The sequence below is a fragment of the Peptacetobacter sp. AB800 genome (assembly GCF_047807365.1).
Taxonomy (GTDB): Bacteria; Bacillota; Clostridia; order Peptostreptococcales; family Peptostreptococcaceae; genus Peptacetobacter.
This window is the reverse complement of the sequence record NZ_JBLOUI010000054.1, coordinates 1-14,906: the sequence shown is the minus strand read 5'-3', so window position 1 is coordinate 14,906 and position 14,906 is coordinate 1. Positions and strand designations below refer to the sequence as shown.

Annotated in this window: 14 protein-coding genes; 11 read left to right on the top strand and 3 right to left on the bottom strand. The window is 31.1% G+C overall.

The window, feature by feature from the left end:
* Positions 1-237: 237 nt before the first annotated feature.
* The 10 genes from moaA to ACK2WN_RS11105 all read left to right on the top strand — a co-directional run bounded on the left by moaA (position 238) and on the right by ACK2WN_RS11105 (position 10,153).
* Positions 238-1,194, top strand: coding sequence for a GTP 3',8-cyclase MoaA (gene moaA, locus ACK2WN_RS11150; protein ID WP_300530404.1), 957 nt, complete (start codon positions 238-240; stop codon positions 1,192-1,194).
* A 280-nt stretch (positions 1,195-1,474) separates the two neighbouring features.
* Entirely contained in the window at positions 1,475-2,065 is a 591-nt protein-coding gene (locus tag ACK2WN_RS11145; protein WP_416155602.1) for a DUF3793 family protein, read from the top strand.
* Positions 2,066-2,129: 64 nt separating this feature from the next.
* Positions 2,130-2,552, top strand: a complete 423-nt coding sequence (locus tag ACK2WN_RS11140) for a flavodoxin (RefSeq protein WP_416155601.1) — start codon at positions 2,130-2,132, stop codon at positions 2,550-2,552.
* A gap of 366 nt (positions 2,553-2,918) precedes the next feature.
* The gene (locus ACK2WN_RS11135) at positions 2,919-3,836 is read left to right on the top strand and encodes a DUF4097 family beta strand repeat-containing protein (RefSeq protein WP_416155600.1); all 918 of its coding nucleotides are present in this window, start codon (positions 2,919-2,921) and stop codon (positions 3,834-3,836) included.
* A 176-nt stretch (positions 3,837-4,012) separates the two neighbouring features.
* Positions 4,013-6,373, top strand: a complete 2,361-nt coding sequence (gene feoB, locus ACK2WN_RS11130) for a ferrous iron transport protein B (protein WP_416155599.1) — start codon at positions 4,013-4,015, stop codon at positions 6,371-6,373.
* Positions 6,374-6,528: 155 nt separating this feature from the next.
* Complete coding sequence (locus tag ACK2WN_RS11125) at positions 6,529-7,326, top strand: SDR family NAD(P)-dependent oxidoreductase (protein ID WP_329982711.1); 798 nt, start codon at positions 6,529-6,531, stop codon at positions 7,324-7,326.
* Between the two features lie 293 nt (positions 7,327-7,619).
* A complete protein-coding gene (locus ACK2WN_RS11120) occupies positions 7,620-8,054 on the top strand; it encodes an N-acetyltransferase (RefSeq protein ID WP_118549769.1) in 435 nt (144 codons plus the stop codon).
* 54 nt (positions 8,055-8,108) lie between these two features.
* Positions 8,109-8,999: an alpha/beta hydrolase gene (locus ACK2WN_RS11115; RefSeq protein WP_329982708.1), complete on the top strand. Its 891-nt coding sequence runs from the start codon at positions 8,109-8,111 to the stop codon at positions 8,997-8,999.
* 40 nt (positions 9,000-9,039) lie between these two features.
* Positions 9,040-9,774: a nucleotidyltransferase domain-containing protein gene (locus ACK2WN_RS11110; protein ID WP_416155598.1), complete on the top strand. Its 735-nt coding sequence runs from the start codon at positions 9,040-9,042 to the stop codon at positions 9,772-9,774.
* Positions 9,775-9,802: 28 nt separating this feature from the next.
* The gene (locus tag ACK2WN_RS11105; RefSeq protein WP_416155597.1) at positions 9,803-10,153 is read left to right on the top strand and encodes a hypothetical protein; all 351 of its coding nucleotides are present in this window, start codon (positions 9,803-9,805) and stop codon (positions 10,151-10,153) included.
* A gap of 465 nt (positions 10,154-10,618) precedes the next feature.
* Here ACK2WN_RS11105 and ACK2WN_RS11100 read toward each other — a convergent pair whose 3' ends face one another.
* From ACK2WN_RS11100 to ACK2WN_RS11090, 3 genes are all read right to left on the bottom strand, one after another.
* Complete coding sequence (locus ACK2WN_RS11100; protein ID WP_416155596.1) at positions 10,619-11,263, bottom strand: GyrI-like domain-containing protein; 645 nt, start codon at positions 11,261-11,263, stop codon at positions 10,619-10,621.
* 78 nt (positions 11,264-11,341) lie between these two features.
* Complete coding sequence (locus tag ACK2WN_RS11095) at positions 11,342-12,244, bottom strand: helix-turn-helix transcriptional regulator (RefSeq protein WP_416155595.1); 903 nt, start codon at positions 12,242-12,244, stop codon at positions 11,342-11,344.
* 37 nt (positions 12,245-12,281) lie between these two features.
* Entirely contained in the window at positions 12,282-13,052 is a 771-nt protein-coding gene (locus ACK2WN_RS11090) for a GNAT family N-acetyltransferase (RefSeq protein ID WP_201416016.1), read from the bottom strand.
* A 328-nt stretch (positions 13,053-13,380) separates the two neighbouring features.
* Here ACK2WN_RS11090 and ACK2WN_RS11085 point away from each other — a divergent pair, with 328 nt between their 5' ends.
* Positions 13,381-14,760, top strand: a complete 1,380-nt coding sequence (locus ACK2WN_RS11085) for a PTS mannitol transporter subunit IICB (protein WP_416155594.1) — start codon at positions 13,381-13,383, stop codon at positions 14,758-14,760.
* Positions 14,761-14,906 lie beyond the last annotated feature (146 nt).

Here is a 14,906-nt window from a genome sequence, read left to right as displayed (position 1 = left end):
GGTTTCAATTTTCTCGACTCCTTTCCGTAGGGGGAATGTGTTTTTGGGTGAAATCATTGTAAACCCTACCGGGGTCGAGATTCAATACTAAATAAGTTAACAGAGCGTAAATAATAATCAGGAGTGTTTAAAATGAAAAATAAAAAGGTGGTTGAAATATACGAAAAAAATTGCATATGTTTAGAAAATCAAAAAATTAATATAAGATTTATAAATTGATCTTAGGATAGAGGATTAATGCTAGATAGATACGGTAGAGTAGTTGACTATCTAAAAATAGCTATAACAAATAGATGCAATTTACAATGTGTGTATTGTAAACCAGCAGACACAAAATACAGACCTGATTATATAAATGACGTACTAAGCGCTGAAGATATAAAATTTTTAATAAAAGCATTTGCTGAAAATGGAATAAAGAAAATAAAATTTGTAGGTGGTGGAGGAGAGCCGACACTACATCCAAATCTACCAGACTTTATAAAATGTGCAAGAGATTGTGGAATAAGAGATATATCATTAACTACTAACGGTACAACTCTTGTCAGGTTAGCACAGAGGTTAAAAGATAGTGGTCTTACAAGTGTAAATGTGAGTATAGATTCCCTTAAACAGTATAAATACCATGCTGTAACAAGAAATGGTAACTTAAATGAGGTATTAACAGGGATAGATTCATGTCTTAGATTAGGAATGAAAGTAAAGATAAACTGTGTTGCTATAAACGACTTCAATGACAATGAGATTATAGATTTTATACAGATATCAAGAAGGATACCAGTAGATGTGAGGTTTATAGAATTTATGCCTTATGGAGAGGCTAAAGCTATATACAATAGAGGACACTACGATATAAAAACTGTAATAGAAGAGCTTCCAGGTATAAGACAAATAGAAAACACCGACAAAGGAAGTATAGCAAGCTATTACAAGGTAAAAGGATCTAAGGGAAGAATAGGTGTAATAACACCTTTAGAATGCTCTTTCTGCAATAAATGCAACAAGATAAATGTAACAGCTGATGGTATGATGAGGCTGTGCATACACTCAAAAAGTGAAATAGACCTAAAACCTTACTTGAATAAACCGTATTTATTTAATGAAAATATTCAAAAGCTGATATGGATAAAACCAAGACACAACGATCTTATAAAAAGACAATTTGTAAAAAATGATTTAAAAGTTAATAAATAAAAAAATACAAAAATACAAGACACTTATCGAGAGGTAGGTGTCTTTTTTATGCGAAAATATAATTTTTCAGATGAAAATAAGTCTAGTTAAATCAAGGATTGTAGGAGTTGTTGATAAAAGAAAATAGAAAATGATAAATAAATGATACTAATTATCAAATAAAAGCTTGCTTTAAATTTATCTCTGTAGTAATATAATAAACATAGAAAACAATAACGATAATCAATATCAATAAAGACGATAAATATAAATAAAATTGGTACAGAGAGGAGAATATAAAATGAATATATCATGTCTAAGATGCAGTATAAAAGGAAATATAGCTTTACAGTGTTCATTAGTGTTATCGGGTATAAAACCTTCAAACTTATTAATATATAGCAATCATTGTGAAGGGTGTATATCAGAAGAACTTAAAAACACTGGAGCAGAACATATGAAATTATATACTGGCAAAAATGACTCTGTATCAATAATTTTTAACAGAGAAAAGCTAGAGGAAGCACTTCTAGATGAGGAAAACATAGAATTTATAAAACAGTATGGTTATAAGAATTTTGATGTAAATTCTGTGATTGAAAAATTATCAGGTAGATACACTGAATTTAAAGAAGGAAAAGCTGAGTTTCCTCATGAAATGGGGATAGTTCTTGGATATCCACTAGAAGATGTTTCAGGGTTTATAGAAAATAATGGAAAAAATTATCTATACTCTGGCTATTGGAAAGTCTACAAAAATGCTGAAGAAAAAATTCAGCTATTTAAAATATATAAAGATATAAAGAAATATTTTGTAGAACAAATTGAAAACGGCAAACAGATACATCAGATTTGCTCTGAATGTAGAGAATTTGCTGTAAGAGCTGCATAAATCAAAAGAATATATAGAATGTAGCTAAATAAAAATTTTATCGACTCAAAGGAGGAATAGAAAGATGGTTAAAGTTGTTTACTGGAGTGGAACAGGAAATACAGAAAGTATGGCTAATATGTTAGCTGAAGGGATAAAAGAAGTAGGAAATGAAGCGGCGTTATTTAACGTTTCTGATATAGATAAAGATACATTACTAGAAGATACAGTATTTGCACTAGGTTGCCCATCTATGGGAAATGAAGAACTAGAAGAAGGAGAAATGGAGCCATTTGTTGAAGAGTTAGAAGCTGGATTATCTGGCAAAAAAGTTGCTCTATTTGGATCATATGGATGGGGATCTGGAGAATGGATGGAAATTTGGTCTGAAAGAATGACAAATGATGGAGCTGAAGTATTAGGTACAGTAATAAGTAACGAAGCACCTACAGCAAGTGAAGAAAAAGAATTAAAAGAACTAGCAGATAAATTAGTAAAAGCAATATAATAAAAAATAAAATATATCTCAGAAAAGCATCCCAAAAGAGAGTAATTAATCTCAATAGGGGGTGCTTTTTCTTTTATTAAAAACTGCACTTTTAAATATAAACTGAAAATAAAAAATATATTTAAAATATTTAAAGAAAATATAAATACTATATACAAAAAGCTATTAGAATTTAGCGTGTATTCTATTTGAGAATTAAATGATAAAACAAGAAACCTTGTTGACTCTATGCATATTGAGCGTTATATTCTATGTGTCGGCAGCTTGTGCAGTAAAGTTTCTATATGAAATACAATAACTTACAGAGCTTTAAAACAGGGGTATTAAATAATAAGCATAAAATTATACTGAAAAGGGATGATAGTTATGAACAAAAAAGCTGTAGCAATGGTTTGTGCAATATGTATTATAGGGGCTGTAGGATATGGAATGAGAGATAAATTCGGAAAAAATCACTCAGGCGAACCTAGTGTAAAAAAAGAAGAAAAAACTGAAGACTTAAAAGAATATTCTGATGACCACATAGCTTTAAATGATTTAAAAGAAATCAAAGCTGATGTATTAGACGCAAATATAAATATAAAAAGATCAGAAGACAACAAATTCTATATGTCTTACAATTTTGAAGGCAAAAATGGAAAGGATCCGCTTGTCTATAAAACAGAAGGCGATAACGGGGATAAATTAATTATAAAAGACAAGAGAAGAGACGATCCAAATAAAGAAGGAGACTTCGAACAGAAAGACACTAAAACAGATAAAGACAAAAAAGACAATGCCGACGCAAATAAAGATGAATCAACAGATAAAAAAGAAGTTAAAAATAATATAACAATATACGTTCCAGAAGGAGCAGAATTAAAGAAAACAAAAGTAGACCTACTTTCAGGGAAAATAACTGTTGAAGATTTACACTCTAAAGAATTAAAAATAAAATTATCTTCAGGTGATGTAGATTTAACTAGATGTTTAATAAAAGATTCTGGTGTAGAAGTATCTGACGGTAATATAACTTCAACAGAAAGTAAATTTGAAGGAAAAACTGTCTTAGAATCATCAACAGGTGATTTAAGTGCTAAATTTATGAAAGAAGATTTAGATCATATGAATATAAATGCAGATACTACAGCTGGTGTAGTTAAACAGAATTTAGGTGGAAGCACTTCAGAAGACGAATATTCAAGCAATAGTTCTTATGTATGGAAAGCTAAAGATCCTAAACATTCATTAGAAATGTACACAGTTGACGGAGATATAAGCTTAGACCTTGTAAATAAAAACTAAAAATAAAAATAAAACCATAAAGTAAAATAAAGAATTGATCAAAGGGATACAAACTTGCCGATTAAAAATCACACTGTAATAGGTGTGATTTTTTTGTTGAAAAAAGTTCTCAAAAGGTATATATTATAGCAGTAGAGATTCAACAAAAGTTAAAGATTTAGAAAGGAAAAGGAAATATGACATTAAAAGATTTACCAATCGGGAAAAGCGCCCAAATAGTGTCAGTTGGTGGAGAAGGTCAGTTAAGACAGCACTTCTTAGACATGGGATTGATTCCAGGAGTAGAAGTAAGTGTTGTTAAATACGCGCCTATGGGAGATCCTATAGAGCTAAAAATTCATGGATATGAGCTGACAATAAGACTAGCAGATGCGGAAAAAATAGAAATAATAGAAAATCATCACCATAGAGCTAAAAAAGATGAAAACTTAGAAGATATGAAGATAAAGAAAGTTCTTAATATAGAGAAAGACCATCCAGGCTATGGTGAGGACGGAAAATATCACGATAAGAAAACAGAAAATCCTCTACCAGACGATGAAGTTCTTACATTTGCACTTGTCGGAAATCAGAACTGTGGAAAAACAACATTATTTAACCAGTTAACAGGATCAAACCAGCACGTAGGTAACTTCCCAGGGGTTACAGTAGATAGAAAAGACGGTGTTATAAGAGGTTATAGCAATACATTGATAACAGACTTACCTGGAATATACTCTATGTCACCATATAGTAGCGAGGAAATAGTAACAAGGGAATTTTTATTAAATAATAAACCTAAAGGAATAATAAATATACTAGATGCTACAAACATAGAAAGAAATTTATACTTAACAATGCAGCTACTAGAGTTAGACATACCGATGGTTGTAGCTCTTAATATGATGGATGAGCTAAAGAAAAATGACGGTTCTGTATTGGTAAGTGATTTAGAAGAGCTACTAGGTGTGCCAGTTGTCCCTATTTCAGCAGCTAAGAATGAAGGGATAGATGAGCTAACTAGACACGCTGTTCACGTTGCAAAATACCAAGAACAGCCTCTAAGACATGATTTCTGTACTCCAAAAGGGGAATTACACAGAGGATTACATGCAGTTATGCATTTAATAGAGGACCACGCAGAAGAAAAGAACATACCAGTTAGATTTGCTGCGACAAAAATTGTTGAAGGTGATAATAGAATTTTAGAAGAACTTGAGCTTTCAGACACAGAAAAAAGAATATTAAACGATATCGTAAAACAGATAGAAGAAGAAACAGGACTGGATGCATCTGCTTCTATAGCTAAGATGAGATTTGAATTTATACTATCTGTATGCGATGCTACAGTTATAAAACCAAAAGAGAGTAGGGAAAGAGTTAGAAGTAAGGAAATAGACAAGCTTCTAACAGGAAAATATACAGGAATACCGATATTTATAGGAATAATGGGAATAATATTCTGGCTTACATTTAATGTAATAGGAAGTTTCTTACAGGGATTATTGGAAATGGGAATAGCCTCATTGACAGAGGTTGTAGATCAATTCCTTACAAATTCTAATGTAAATGATGCACTACACTCACTTATAATAGAGGGTATATTCAACGGTGTAGGTGGAGTGCTTAGTTTCCTACCGATAATAGTTACACTATTCTTCTTCTTATCAATCCTAGAAGATAGTGGATATATGGCTAGGGTTGCATTTATAATGGATAAGCTTCTTAGAAAACTAGGATTATCTGGAAGAAGTATAGTACCTATGTTAATAGGCTTTGGATGTACTGTTCCTGGGGTCATGGCGAGCCGTACATTGCCTTCAGAGAGGGATAGAAAGGTAACTATACTATTAACACCTTTCATGAGCTGTACAGCTAAATTACCGATATATGCATTCTTTACAGCGATATTCTTCCCAGATAATGGAGCATTAGTAATGATATTGCTTTATGTACTTGGAATGGCTCTTGGAATATTAATGGCTTTATTAATGAAAAAGACAATGTTTAAAGGTGAGGCAGTTCCTTTTGTTATGGAGCTTCCAAACTATAGATTACCTGCAGCTAAAAATATAATGCACTTACTATGGGATAAATCAAAAGATTTCCTACAGAGAGCATTTACAGTAATATTCTTAGCAACAATGGTTATATGGTTCTTACAGAACTTCGACTACAATTTCAACATGGTAGCCGACTCACAGCAGAGTATACTTGCTCACATAGCAGGAATGATGGCTCCAATATTTACTCCAGTAGGATTTGGGGATTGGAGAATAACTACATCTCTAATATCTGGATTCTTAGCTAAAGAAAGTGTTGTATCATCATTAACAGTTCTTTTCGGAAGCACAGATGCATTATTAAAAACACTTACAACTGCTGGAGCTGGATCATTATTAGTATTCTGTCTATTATACACTCCTTGTGTTGCAGCAGTAGCATCTATAAAAAGAGAATTAGGTGTAAAATGGGCAATTGGAGTAGTTGTATGGCAGTGCGTTTTAGCTTGGATTGTAGCATTTGCAACTTATGGAATATTAACACTAATAATTTAACAAATTTGTTGTATTATATATAGAAAACGGTATCTCAATTGTTTTAATTTTGTCATTATTTGTCGTTAAGCTCTTAATTGGAGTGGGTATAATTGTAGATGAGAGTGATTTTATTTCACGAAAAATTATAACTTCAATTTAAGGAGGACTTTAAAATGAGATTAGAAGGTAAAGTAGTTCTTATAACAGCATCAACAAGAGGTATAGGTCTTGCTTGTGTAGAAAGATTTGCAAGAGAAGGAGCAAAAGTATATATGGGTGCAAGAAATCTAGAAAGAGCTCAGGGTGTGGCTGATAGATTAAATGCTGAAGGATGCAAAGTAGATATAGTGTATAATGATGCAACAGAAAAAGAATCATATCAGACTATGGTAGATGAAGTAATAGCAAAAGAAGGAAGAATAGACGTATTAGTTAACAACTTTGGTACATCTAATCCTAAAAAAGACTTAGATATAAAAGCAACTGAATATGAAACATTTATAAAAACTATAGATTTAAATTTAGCAAGTGTATTTATAACTTCTCAGGCTGTAATACCTCATATGGCTAAAAACGGTGGAGGAAGCATAATAAATATATCTTCAGTAGGTGGTATATGTCCAGATATATCTCAGATAGCTTACGGAACAAGTAAAGCAGCAATAAACTACTTAACAAAAATAATAGCTACTCATGCAGCTAGAGATAACGTAAGATGCAATGCTGTACTTCCAGGAATGACAGCAACTGACGCAGTAAGCGATAACTTAAGTGATGATTTCAAAGAATTCTTCTTAAAACATACTCCTATAAAGAGAATGGCAACTCCAGAAGAAATAGCAGGAACAGTATTATACTTTGCTAGTGATGATGGAGCATTCACAACAGGACAGGTTGTTGACGTATCTGGTGGATTCGGAATGCCTACACCAGTATATGGCGATATGATAGAAATGAAGAGCAGAAGATAGGTCCATTTCAGCGTAAGATAATACACAAAAAAAGACAAAATAAATCTGATTAATAACGGAATAAAATTTTGATTTTAAAAATTAAAGATAAATAATGAAAAAAGGTTAGGCGTTTTAAGTAATGCCTAACTTTTTTTTATTTTAAAATTCAAATGAAATACTTTCTAAAATAATCTGAATATATAGTAAAAATCTATATCAAATGATATAATTAAAGAGATTAGAGTGATACTGTTGTTATTTAAATATAAAAAATATTAATAAAGAAAAAATTTAGGAGATATTTAGGAAGAATGAAAATAGATAATATAAGAGAATATAAATCAAAAGATTTGGATAATATAATGGAAATTTGGGTAAATACCAACATAGAGGCTCACAATTTTATCGATGAAAATTATTGGAGAAATAATTTTGATATGGTAAAAGAGATGATGCCTAGTGCCGAGCTATATGTATTTGAGGAAGACGGAGAAATTAAAGGGTTTGTAGGTCTTATGGAGAATTATATAGCCGGAATATTTGTGAAAGGTAATAATAAATCTAAAGGTATAGGAAAAAGTCTTTTAGATTTTATCAAAGAGAAAAGAGAAGAACTAAATCTTAGTGTTTACGAGAAAAATACGAGGGCAATAGAATTTTACAAAAGGGAAGGATTCGTTGTTGTAGATAAAAATATAGAAGAGGACAACGATGAGGTAGAATTTTTAATGTCTTGGAGCAAGTAAGTTTTATAATTATTAAATTTGGTTTTAATTTTAAGAGGTAAGGGGAAAGTTTCAATGTATTTTAATTATAGAGGAATAAATATTCATTACGAATGTATAGGAGAAGGTATCCCATTTTTCATGATTCATGGGTTTGAATGTGATAAAGAGCTTATGAAGGGCTGCATGGAGCCAGTTATGGAAAAATATGATGGATACAAAAGAATATATATAGATTTACCAGGAATGGGTAAATCAGAGTCTGCAAGTTGGATAAGCTCATCAAACTCTATCTTGGATATGCTTTGCGAGTTTATTTCTGTAATAGTTGCTGGAGAAAAATTTATGATTGCTGGAGAATCTTATGGAGGATATCTTACAAGAGGGATATTGTCTAGATTTACGGACAGAGTATATGGAATGTTTTTAATATGCCCACTTATACTGTCAGATTATAGCAAAATGGATATAAGCAGAAGCAACCTAAAATTTATGGATGATAAATTCTATGAAGAAAATAAAGATGATGAAGATTTTAAGGAATTTATGAAAAATGCTGTAATAGTAAATGAGTACACATATGAAAGATATAAGAATGAAATATTATGTGGGTTGAAAATAGCTGATTCTAAATTCTTAAATCAGCTTAGTAGAAATTACCGGTTCCCATTTGATGTTGATGAAAAAGTACAGAATATGAGATTTGATCAGCCAGTTACGATACTATGTGGAAGACAGGATAACAGTGTTGGTTATAGAGATTTATTAAAAATTTCAGAAGACTACAAAAGATGCAGTATTTCTGTTGTGGATATGGCTGGGCACAATTTACAAATAGAAAGACCGGAAGTATTTAATCTGGAACTACAGGATTTTTTAAAGAGAGTAGAGATAGAAATAGAAGAGCAGAAAGCTAAAAAAGAAGGGGACTACTCTAATATGAAATATTCTAAACATAGAAGATAGATTGATTTAAAAAGCTATTAATTTGAAAGAGGTGATAGATTTGAAAGGTAAAGAAATTTCGATTTTAGAAATGTATAGAAAATATAGTGAAAATAGAGAACTTCTTTCAGATTGGACTAAAAATTGGATTGAAAAATATAAAGATATAGTAGTAGATGAGTTTGGCGATAGAGTAAAATTTGTTGGAATTCAGGGAAGCCGAGCTAGAAATGAAGCTAGAGAAACTAGTGATATAGATGTAGTTATGATTCTAGATAAGATGGAATTTGAAGATTTAGTTAGATATGAGAATTGTGTTAAAAACATAGAAAATAGAGATCTTTTATGCGGTTTTGTATCTGGATATGATGAGATAAGTAATTGGAATAAGTGCGAATTATTTCAGTTCTGCATGGACACAGTTTCTATTTATGGTAGTTTAGATGAAATAATAGAAAAGGTAACTATAGATGATATAAATAAATCAGTAAGAGATAGTGCTTGTATGATTTATCATTCTGCTGCGCATAATTATCTTCATGCTAAGGATATAGAGATGTTAAAAGGTCTTTATAAAATGGCTTTCTTTACAATTCAGGCGAAGTTATTTTTAGATGAGGGGATATATCTTAGAAGAAAGTCTGATTTTGAGAAAGTTAGAGATGTTTGTTCTGATTATGAAAAAAATATAATGGATATTTATATTAGAAAAGTCGATATAGATGAAAATAACTTTGGTGAAAAATCTAAGTTATTGATTGATTTTGCTAAAGAGATTATAAATTCTATAGAATAAGATATTTAAACCTAAAGGGGTGATAGATATGGAAATAATGGGCTTTGTTATTTGGGTAATCTGTGGATTGTTGTTTGTAGGGATAGGAATTTACGATTATAGATCTAAGAAACAGGTAGGATTTTGGGCGAACTTTGATGTTCCAGAGGTTGAAGATGTTATAGGATTTAATAAAGCAGTTGGAAGATTATTTATCATTTATGGAGTAGTGTTTATTTTGATAGGGATTCCACTTATTCCAAGTATTTTCTATAAGAATATGCTTTTGGTATTTATTCCTATTATTGGGACTATTTTTGAAACAATTTGGCTTATGGTCTATTTTGTTATGAAGATAGAGAAGGATTACTATCCTAAGAAGGTTTATAAAAAGAGATAAATCAAAATTTATACGTTAATTTCTCTCAGGGATTGAAGACATAGACAAACTCCTCTCCAGCTTCGACGTGTGTACAAGTAAATAGTTCTGTTGCAAAAATTCCTCACGTCTCCAGATTGTCGAGAGAGTTTTGTCTATGCACTTCAATCCACTAAGTTAGATATTATCCCTATAAAATTCGATTTGAGCAGAACCTGTGGATAACCGATGTAATATTTTCAACAAGTCCTTTTGTTTCAATATGTTATAAATTTACTAGCTTGCTAAAGGATGATTAAATCAAAACTTTACAAAGCTATTTATAAGCTACAGCATATGAGTATATAGACAAAATCACTCGACAATCTGCAGACGTGTATTTTAAATACAACAAAGTATGTTACTCACACACACGTCGAAGCCTGGAGAAGATTTTGTCTATATACTCTTTGCTGCTCTTAAAATAGATATTCGGTAAATTTTGATTTATTTTATACAATATCTTAAAATAGTTTTCAATTTACTCTCCTCAGTTCTATTAGAATTACTTAAATAAATCTCCCTATGCCAATCATATTTTCTAGTCAATCCATTTTCCTTACAGAATAAGTCCATCTTCTTAAAAGAAGAGTTTTCATCGTCATACGAGCCAACGTGTAAAATATTTACAGATTTACCATCATTCATAGAATCAAAATAAATATCTTTATAAAAAGCATTAGGCTTCTTTTTGGACACTTTATCAACTGCTGATTTAAAATCATCTTCTGTTATAAAATCAGGCTGTCTAATCATAATTGTATATTCTAAATTATTCTTATCAAATTCATTGCAGCAATTATTTTTAGTCGAATTATCTTGAGAAACTTTCCAAATTCCTTCAAGAGGATAAACAACATAATCTGCAATCTCATCAGTATCAATGTCTTTTACTTGATGTGATTTTTTATAATCCATTTTTATAGCATAAGCCAAAGAAAAAAGAGCAGATACTTTTTCAGAAAATTCCTCGTCGTTTGGATTTCCTTTGCCACCTATCATAATAAAATTTTGAGTACATACATCCAAAAGAGTAGGTACTTTCTTGATATTATATATTTCCTTTTCGTGTTTTCGCCATTCTAGTTTCATGTTATATACTTCCTCCATTTATATAATTTAAAAATTTATATATTAAATTATATAAAAGTAAATATGACAACTTATGTCTTATAAAGTAAAATATTTCCTAAAAATTTCTTTTATAACTTTTTTAAACTCTTCTCTCAAATCATAAGGTTCCAATAGTTCGACATTAGGACCAAAAGAGAGTAGATAGGAGAAAAGATAATCATTTGAAGGAAGATTAGTATTTACAATCAAGAATTCATCGTCAATCTCTATCTCAGATTTATCAAACTCATCAAAAACTCTATACGAAACACTCTTATCAAACATTAGCTTTACAGGAACAAGGTTTTGATTATAAAAAGCATTATCTACAATAGAGCTTGTTTCATCACATCTCTCAAATTTATCATCTAAAACTTTCAAGTTATTTATCCTGGAAAGCTTGAAAAGTCTATAATCATTTCTCAAAAGGCAAAATCCATAAATATACCAATTATAGCTTTTGAAAAGCAATTTAATAGGCTCTATTTTTCTATAAGTTGAATTACCTTTACTATAATATTCGAAAGAAATAATCTTCTTGTCTAGTATTGCAAACTTTATACTATTAAAAATATCCTGAGAAGGCTTGTTATAACGCCAATTAGATAAATCAACTTCAATCCAATTTCTAGCATTTGTATTGAAAATAGCAGATAGTTTGTTTAAAAGATCGTTGGTATCTTCATCCAAGATAAAAGAAAAATCATTGATAGCAGTTAAAATTTGCTCTCTTTCTTCTGCTGAAAATACTGATTTATCTAATATGAAATTATTCATTATATAAACTCCACCATGTCGACCTCTACTTGTGCATATTGGAATACCTGCAGAGCTTAGAGAATCAATATCTCTGTGGATAGTTCTGGTAGAAACCTCAAATATCTCGGCAAGCTCTTTAACTGTAGTAGTTCCGTTTTTTAAAAGGTAATATAAAATTTTAAAAAGTCTACTGTCACTCATAACTTTACCTCTCCAATATTAAAAAAATTAGTTATTATTATTTGCTATTCAATAACTTCTTTAAAGAATTTTTATTTAGTAAGCTGCACGATTCAAACTTACCGTTTAAAAATACAGCCCAGTTATTAAACACACAAGGAAGATTCTTAGCTTTTTCAAGAGAATCAACTAAAATAATATTTACATCAATATTGTTTTCAGAGCAATAACTACGTACTTCCTCAATAGAATTCACAACAAACGGACATTGATGAGAGTAGTATATAGTCAAAACATCTTCATCTATACTCATTTTCTTAGCGGGATCAGAGAAATGAGGAATATTTTTATCAAGAATATCAGTATCATAAAAAGTTAAGCCTAAAAGCTCATACTCGTTGTTTATAGAATCTAAAACCCTAAATCCATACTTAGCAAAAAATTTCTTATCAGATAAATAAGGTTTCTTTTTCTTTGAGCTAAGAACACATATACCAGATTTCCCTCTATTCTTAGCATCTTCTATACAATAATTTAAAAGCTCATTTGCGTATCCGTTGCCTTTAGAAGATCCAGCAACCCAAAGACAGTGAATATATACAAAATTTTCTCCTAAAATAGGAACCCACGCATCTTCAATATCACAGTACTCAATAAAAACTTTCCCTCTCTCATTTAATTTCCTAAAAACATGAGAGCTGTTAAACTGACTTTTTAACCAATCCTTTTTACAAGATACTCCATTTTGATGTTTTTTATCTGAAATTGCACAGCAAATATGTTCACTATCTATATTATCTAGTGTTAAATTTATAAAAGTTTTATCCATATAAATTCCTCCAAATTAAAAAATAATATAATAAATAAAAAAAATAATCTAAATCTTATTATTACTACAATTAATTATAACATTTAAATCATGACAAACGATGTCATGTTTAATAAATTAAAAAAGACGAAAGCATTGGAAAAACAGAAAACTTATAAAATGTCACTAGTGCACAATGCCAAAAGTGTCATTAGTTTAAATTGAAAACGATATCACAACACCTTATAATAAAATCAAGAAAAGAAAAAGTGATTGGCCAATCATACTACATAGAAAAATCGAAATAATAAATACTAAAAAAGGAACAATCGAAGGGTGGTATGATTTTATGAAAGAAAAAATTCAAGTAATGGGACGTTTCCTTAGTGGAATGGTAATGCCAGTAATAGGAGCGTTCATAGCATGGGGACTTATAACAGCCTTATTCATAGAAACTGGATGGGCTCCAAATGAAAGACTAGCAGCATTGGTATCTCCAATGTCTACATTCTTACTTCCACTATTAATAGCATATACTGGTGGAAAAATGGTACACGGTGAAAGAGGAGGAGTAATAGGTGCAATAGCTACTATGGGTGTTATAGTAGGTGCTGATATTCCAATGTTTATGGGTGCAATGATAATGGGACCTTTATCAGCTTGGGTTATGAAAAAATTTGACCAGGCAATAGAAGGAAAAGTTAAAGCAGGATTTGAAATGCTTGTAAACAACTTCTCACTAGGTATATTAGGTGCAATATTAGCAGCAGTTGCACTTTTAGGTGTAACTCCACTTGTTGAAATGTTAAACTCAGCAATGGAAGCAGGGGTTAATTTCTTCGTACAGAGAGGACTCCTTCCATTAGCAAGTATACTTATAGAACCAGCAAAAGTATTATTCTTAAACAATGCAATAAATCATGGTATATTCTCTCCAATGGGAATACAGCAGGTTGAAGAAGTTGGTAAATCAATATTCTTCCTACTTGAATCAAATCCAGGACCAGGTCTTGGAATACTTCTTGCATACTGCTTAGCAGGTAAAGGATCAGCAAAAAGTTCAGCACCAGGTGCAGTAGTTATACACTTCTTAGGTGGTATACATGAAATATACTTCCCATATATATTAATGAATCCAGTTTTAATATTAGCAGCAATAGCTGGTGGAGCAACAGGTGTATTCGTAAATAGTATGTTAGGTGCAGGATTAACAGCTCCAGCATCTCCAGGTAGTATAATAGCTATACTTGCAATGTGTCCAAAAGGTGGATACCTTCCAGTATTAGCAGGTGTTGCAGCAGCTACAGCAGTATCATTTGCAGTTGCATTACCAATATTAAAATTCGCAGGTAAAGATGCAGATTTAGAAGAATCACAGAAAAAAGTAAGTGATATGAAAGCTGAAAGCAAAGGAACAAAAGTTGAAACAGCAGAAGTTAAATCAGCTTCAGAAGTACATAAAATAGTTTTCGCTTGTGATGCAGGTATGGGATCAAGTGCAATGGGTGCAACAGTTCTTCGTAAGAAATTAAAAGAAGCGGGAATAGAAGATATAGAAGTTGTTCATGCTCCAGTTTCTTCAATACCAGCAGACGCAGATATGGTAGTTACTCATAATGAGTTAGGAGAAAGAGCTGCTCATAGTAATCCAAATGCACAGTTAGTTCTTATACAGAACTTCTTAGGTGCTCCAGAATACGATGAAGTAGTGGCTCAGTTAAGTAAATAAGGAAAATAATGGCTGTTGCATATTTTGCAACAGCTTTTTTTCGGTATGACGGGCATGCTATTAATCTGTGGTGAAAGTCCATAAAAGGCGTAGCTACCAATGAACTTGATAGTGACTTGCAAGGTTTATGCTGCGAAGCATAGGCG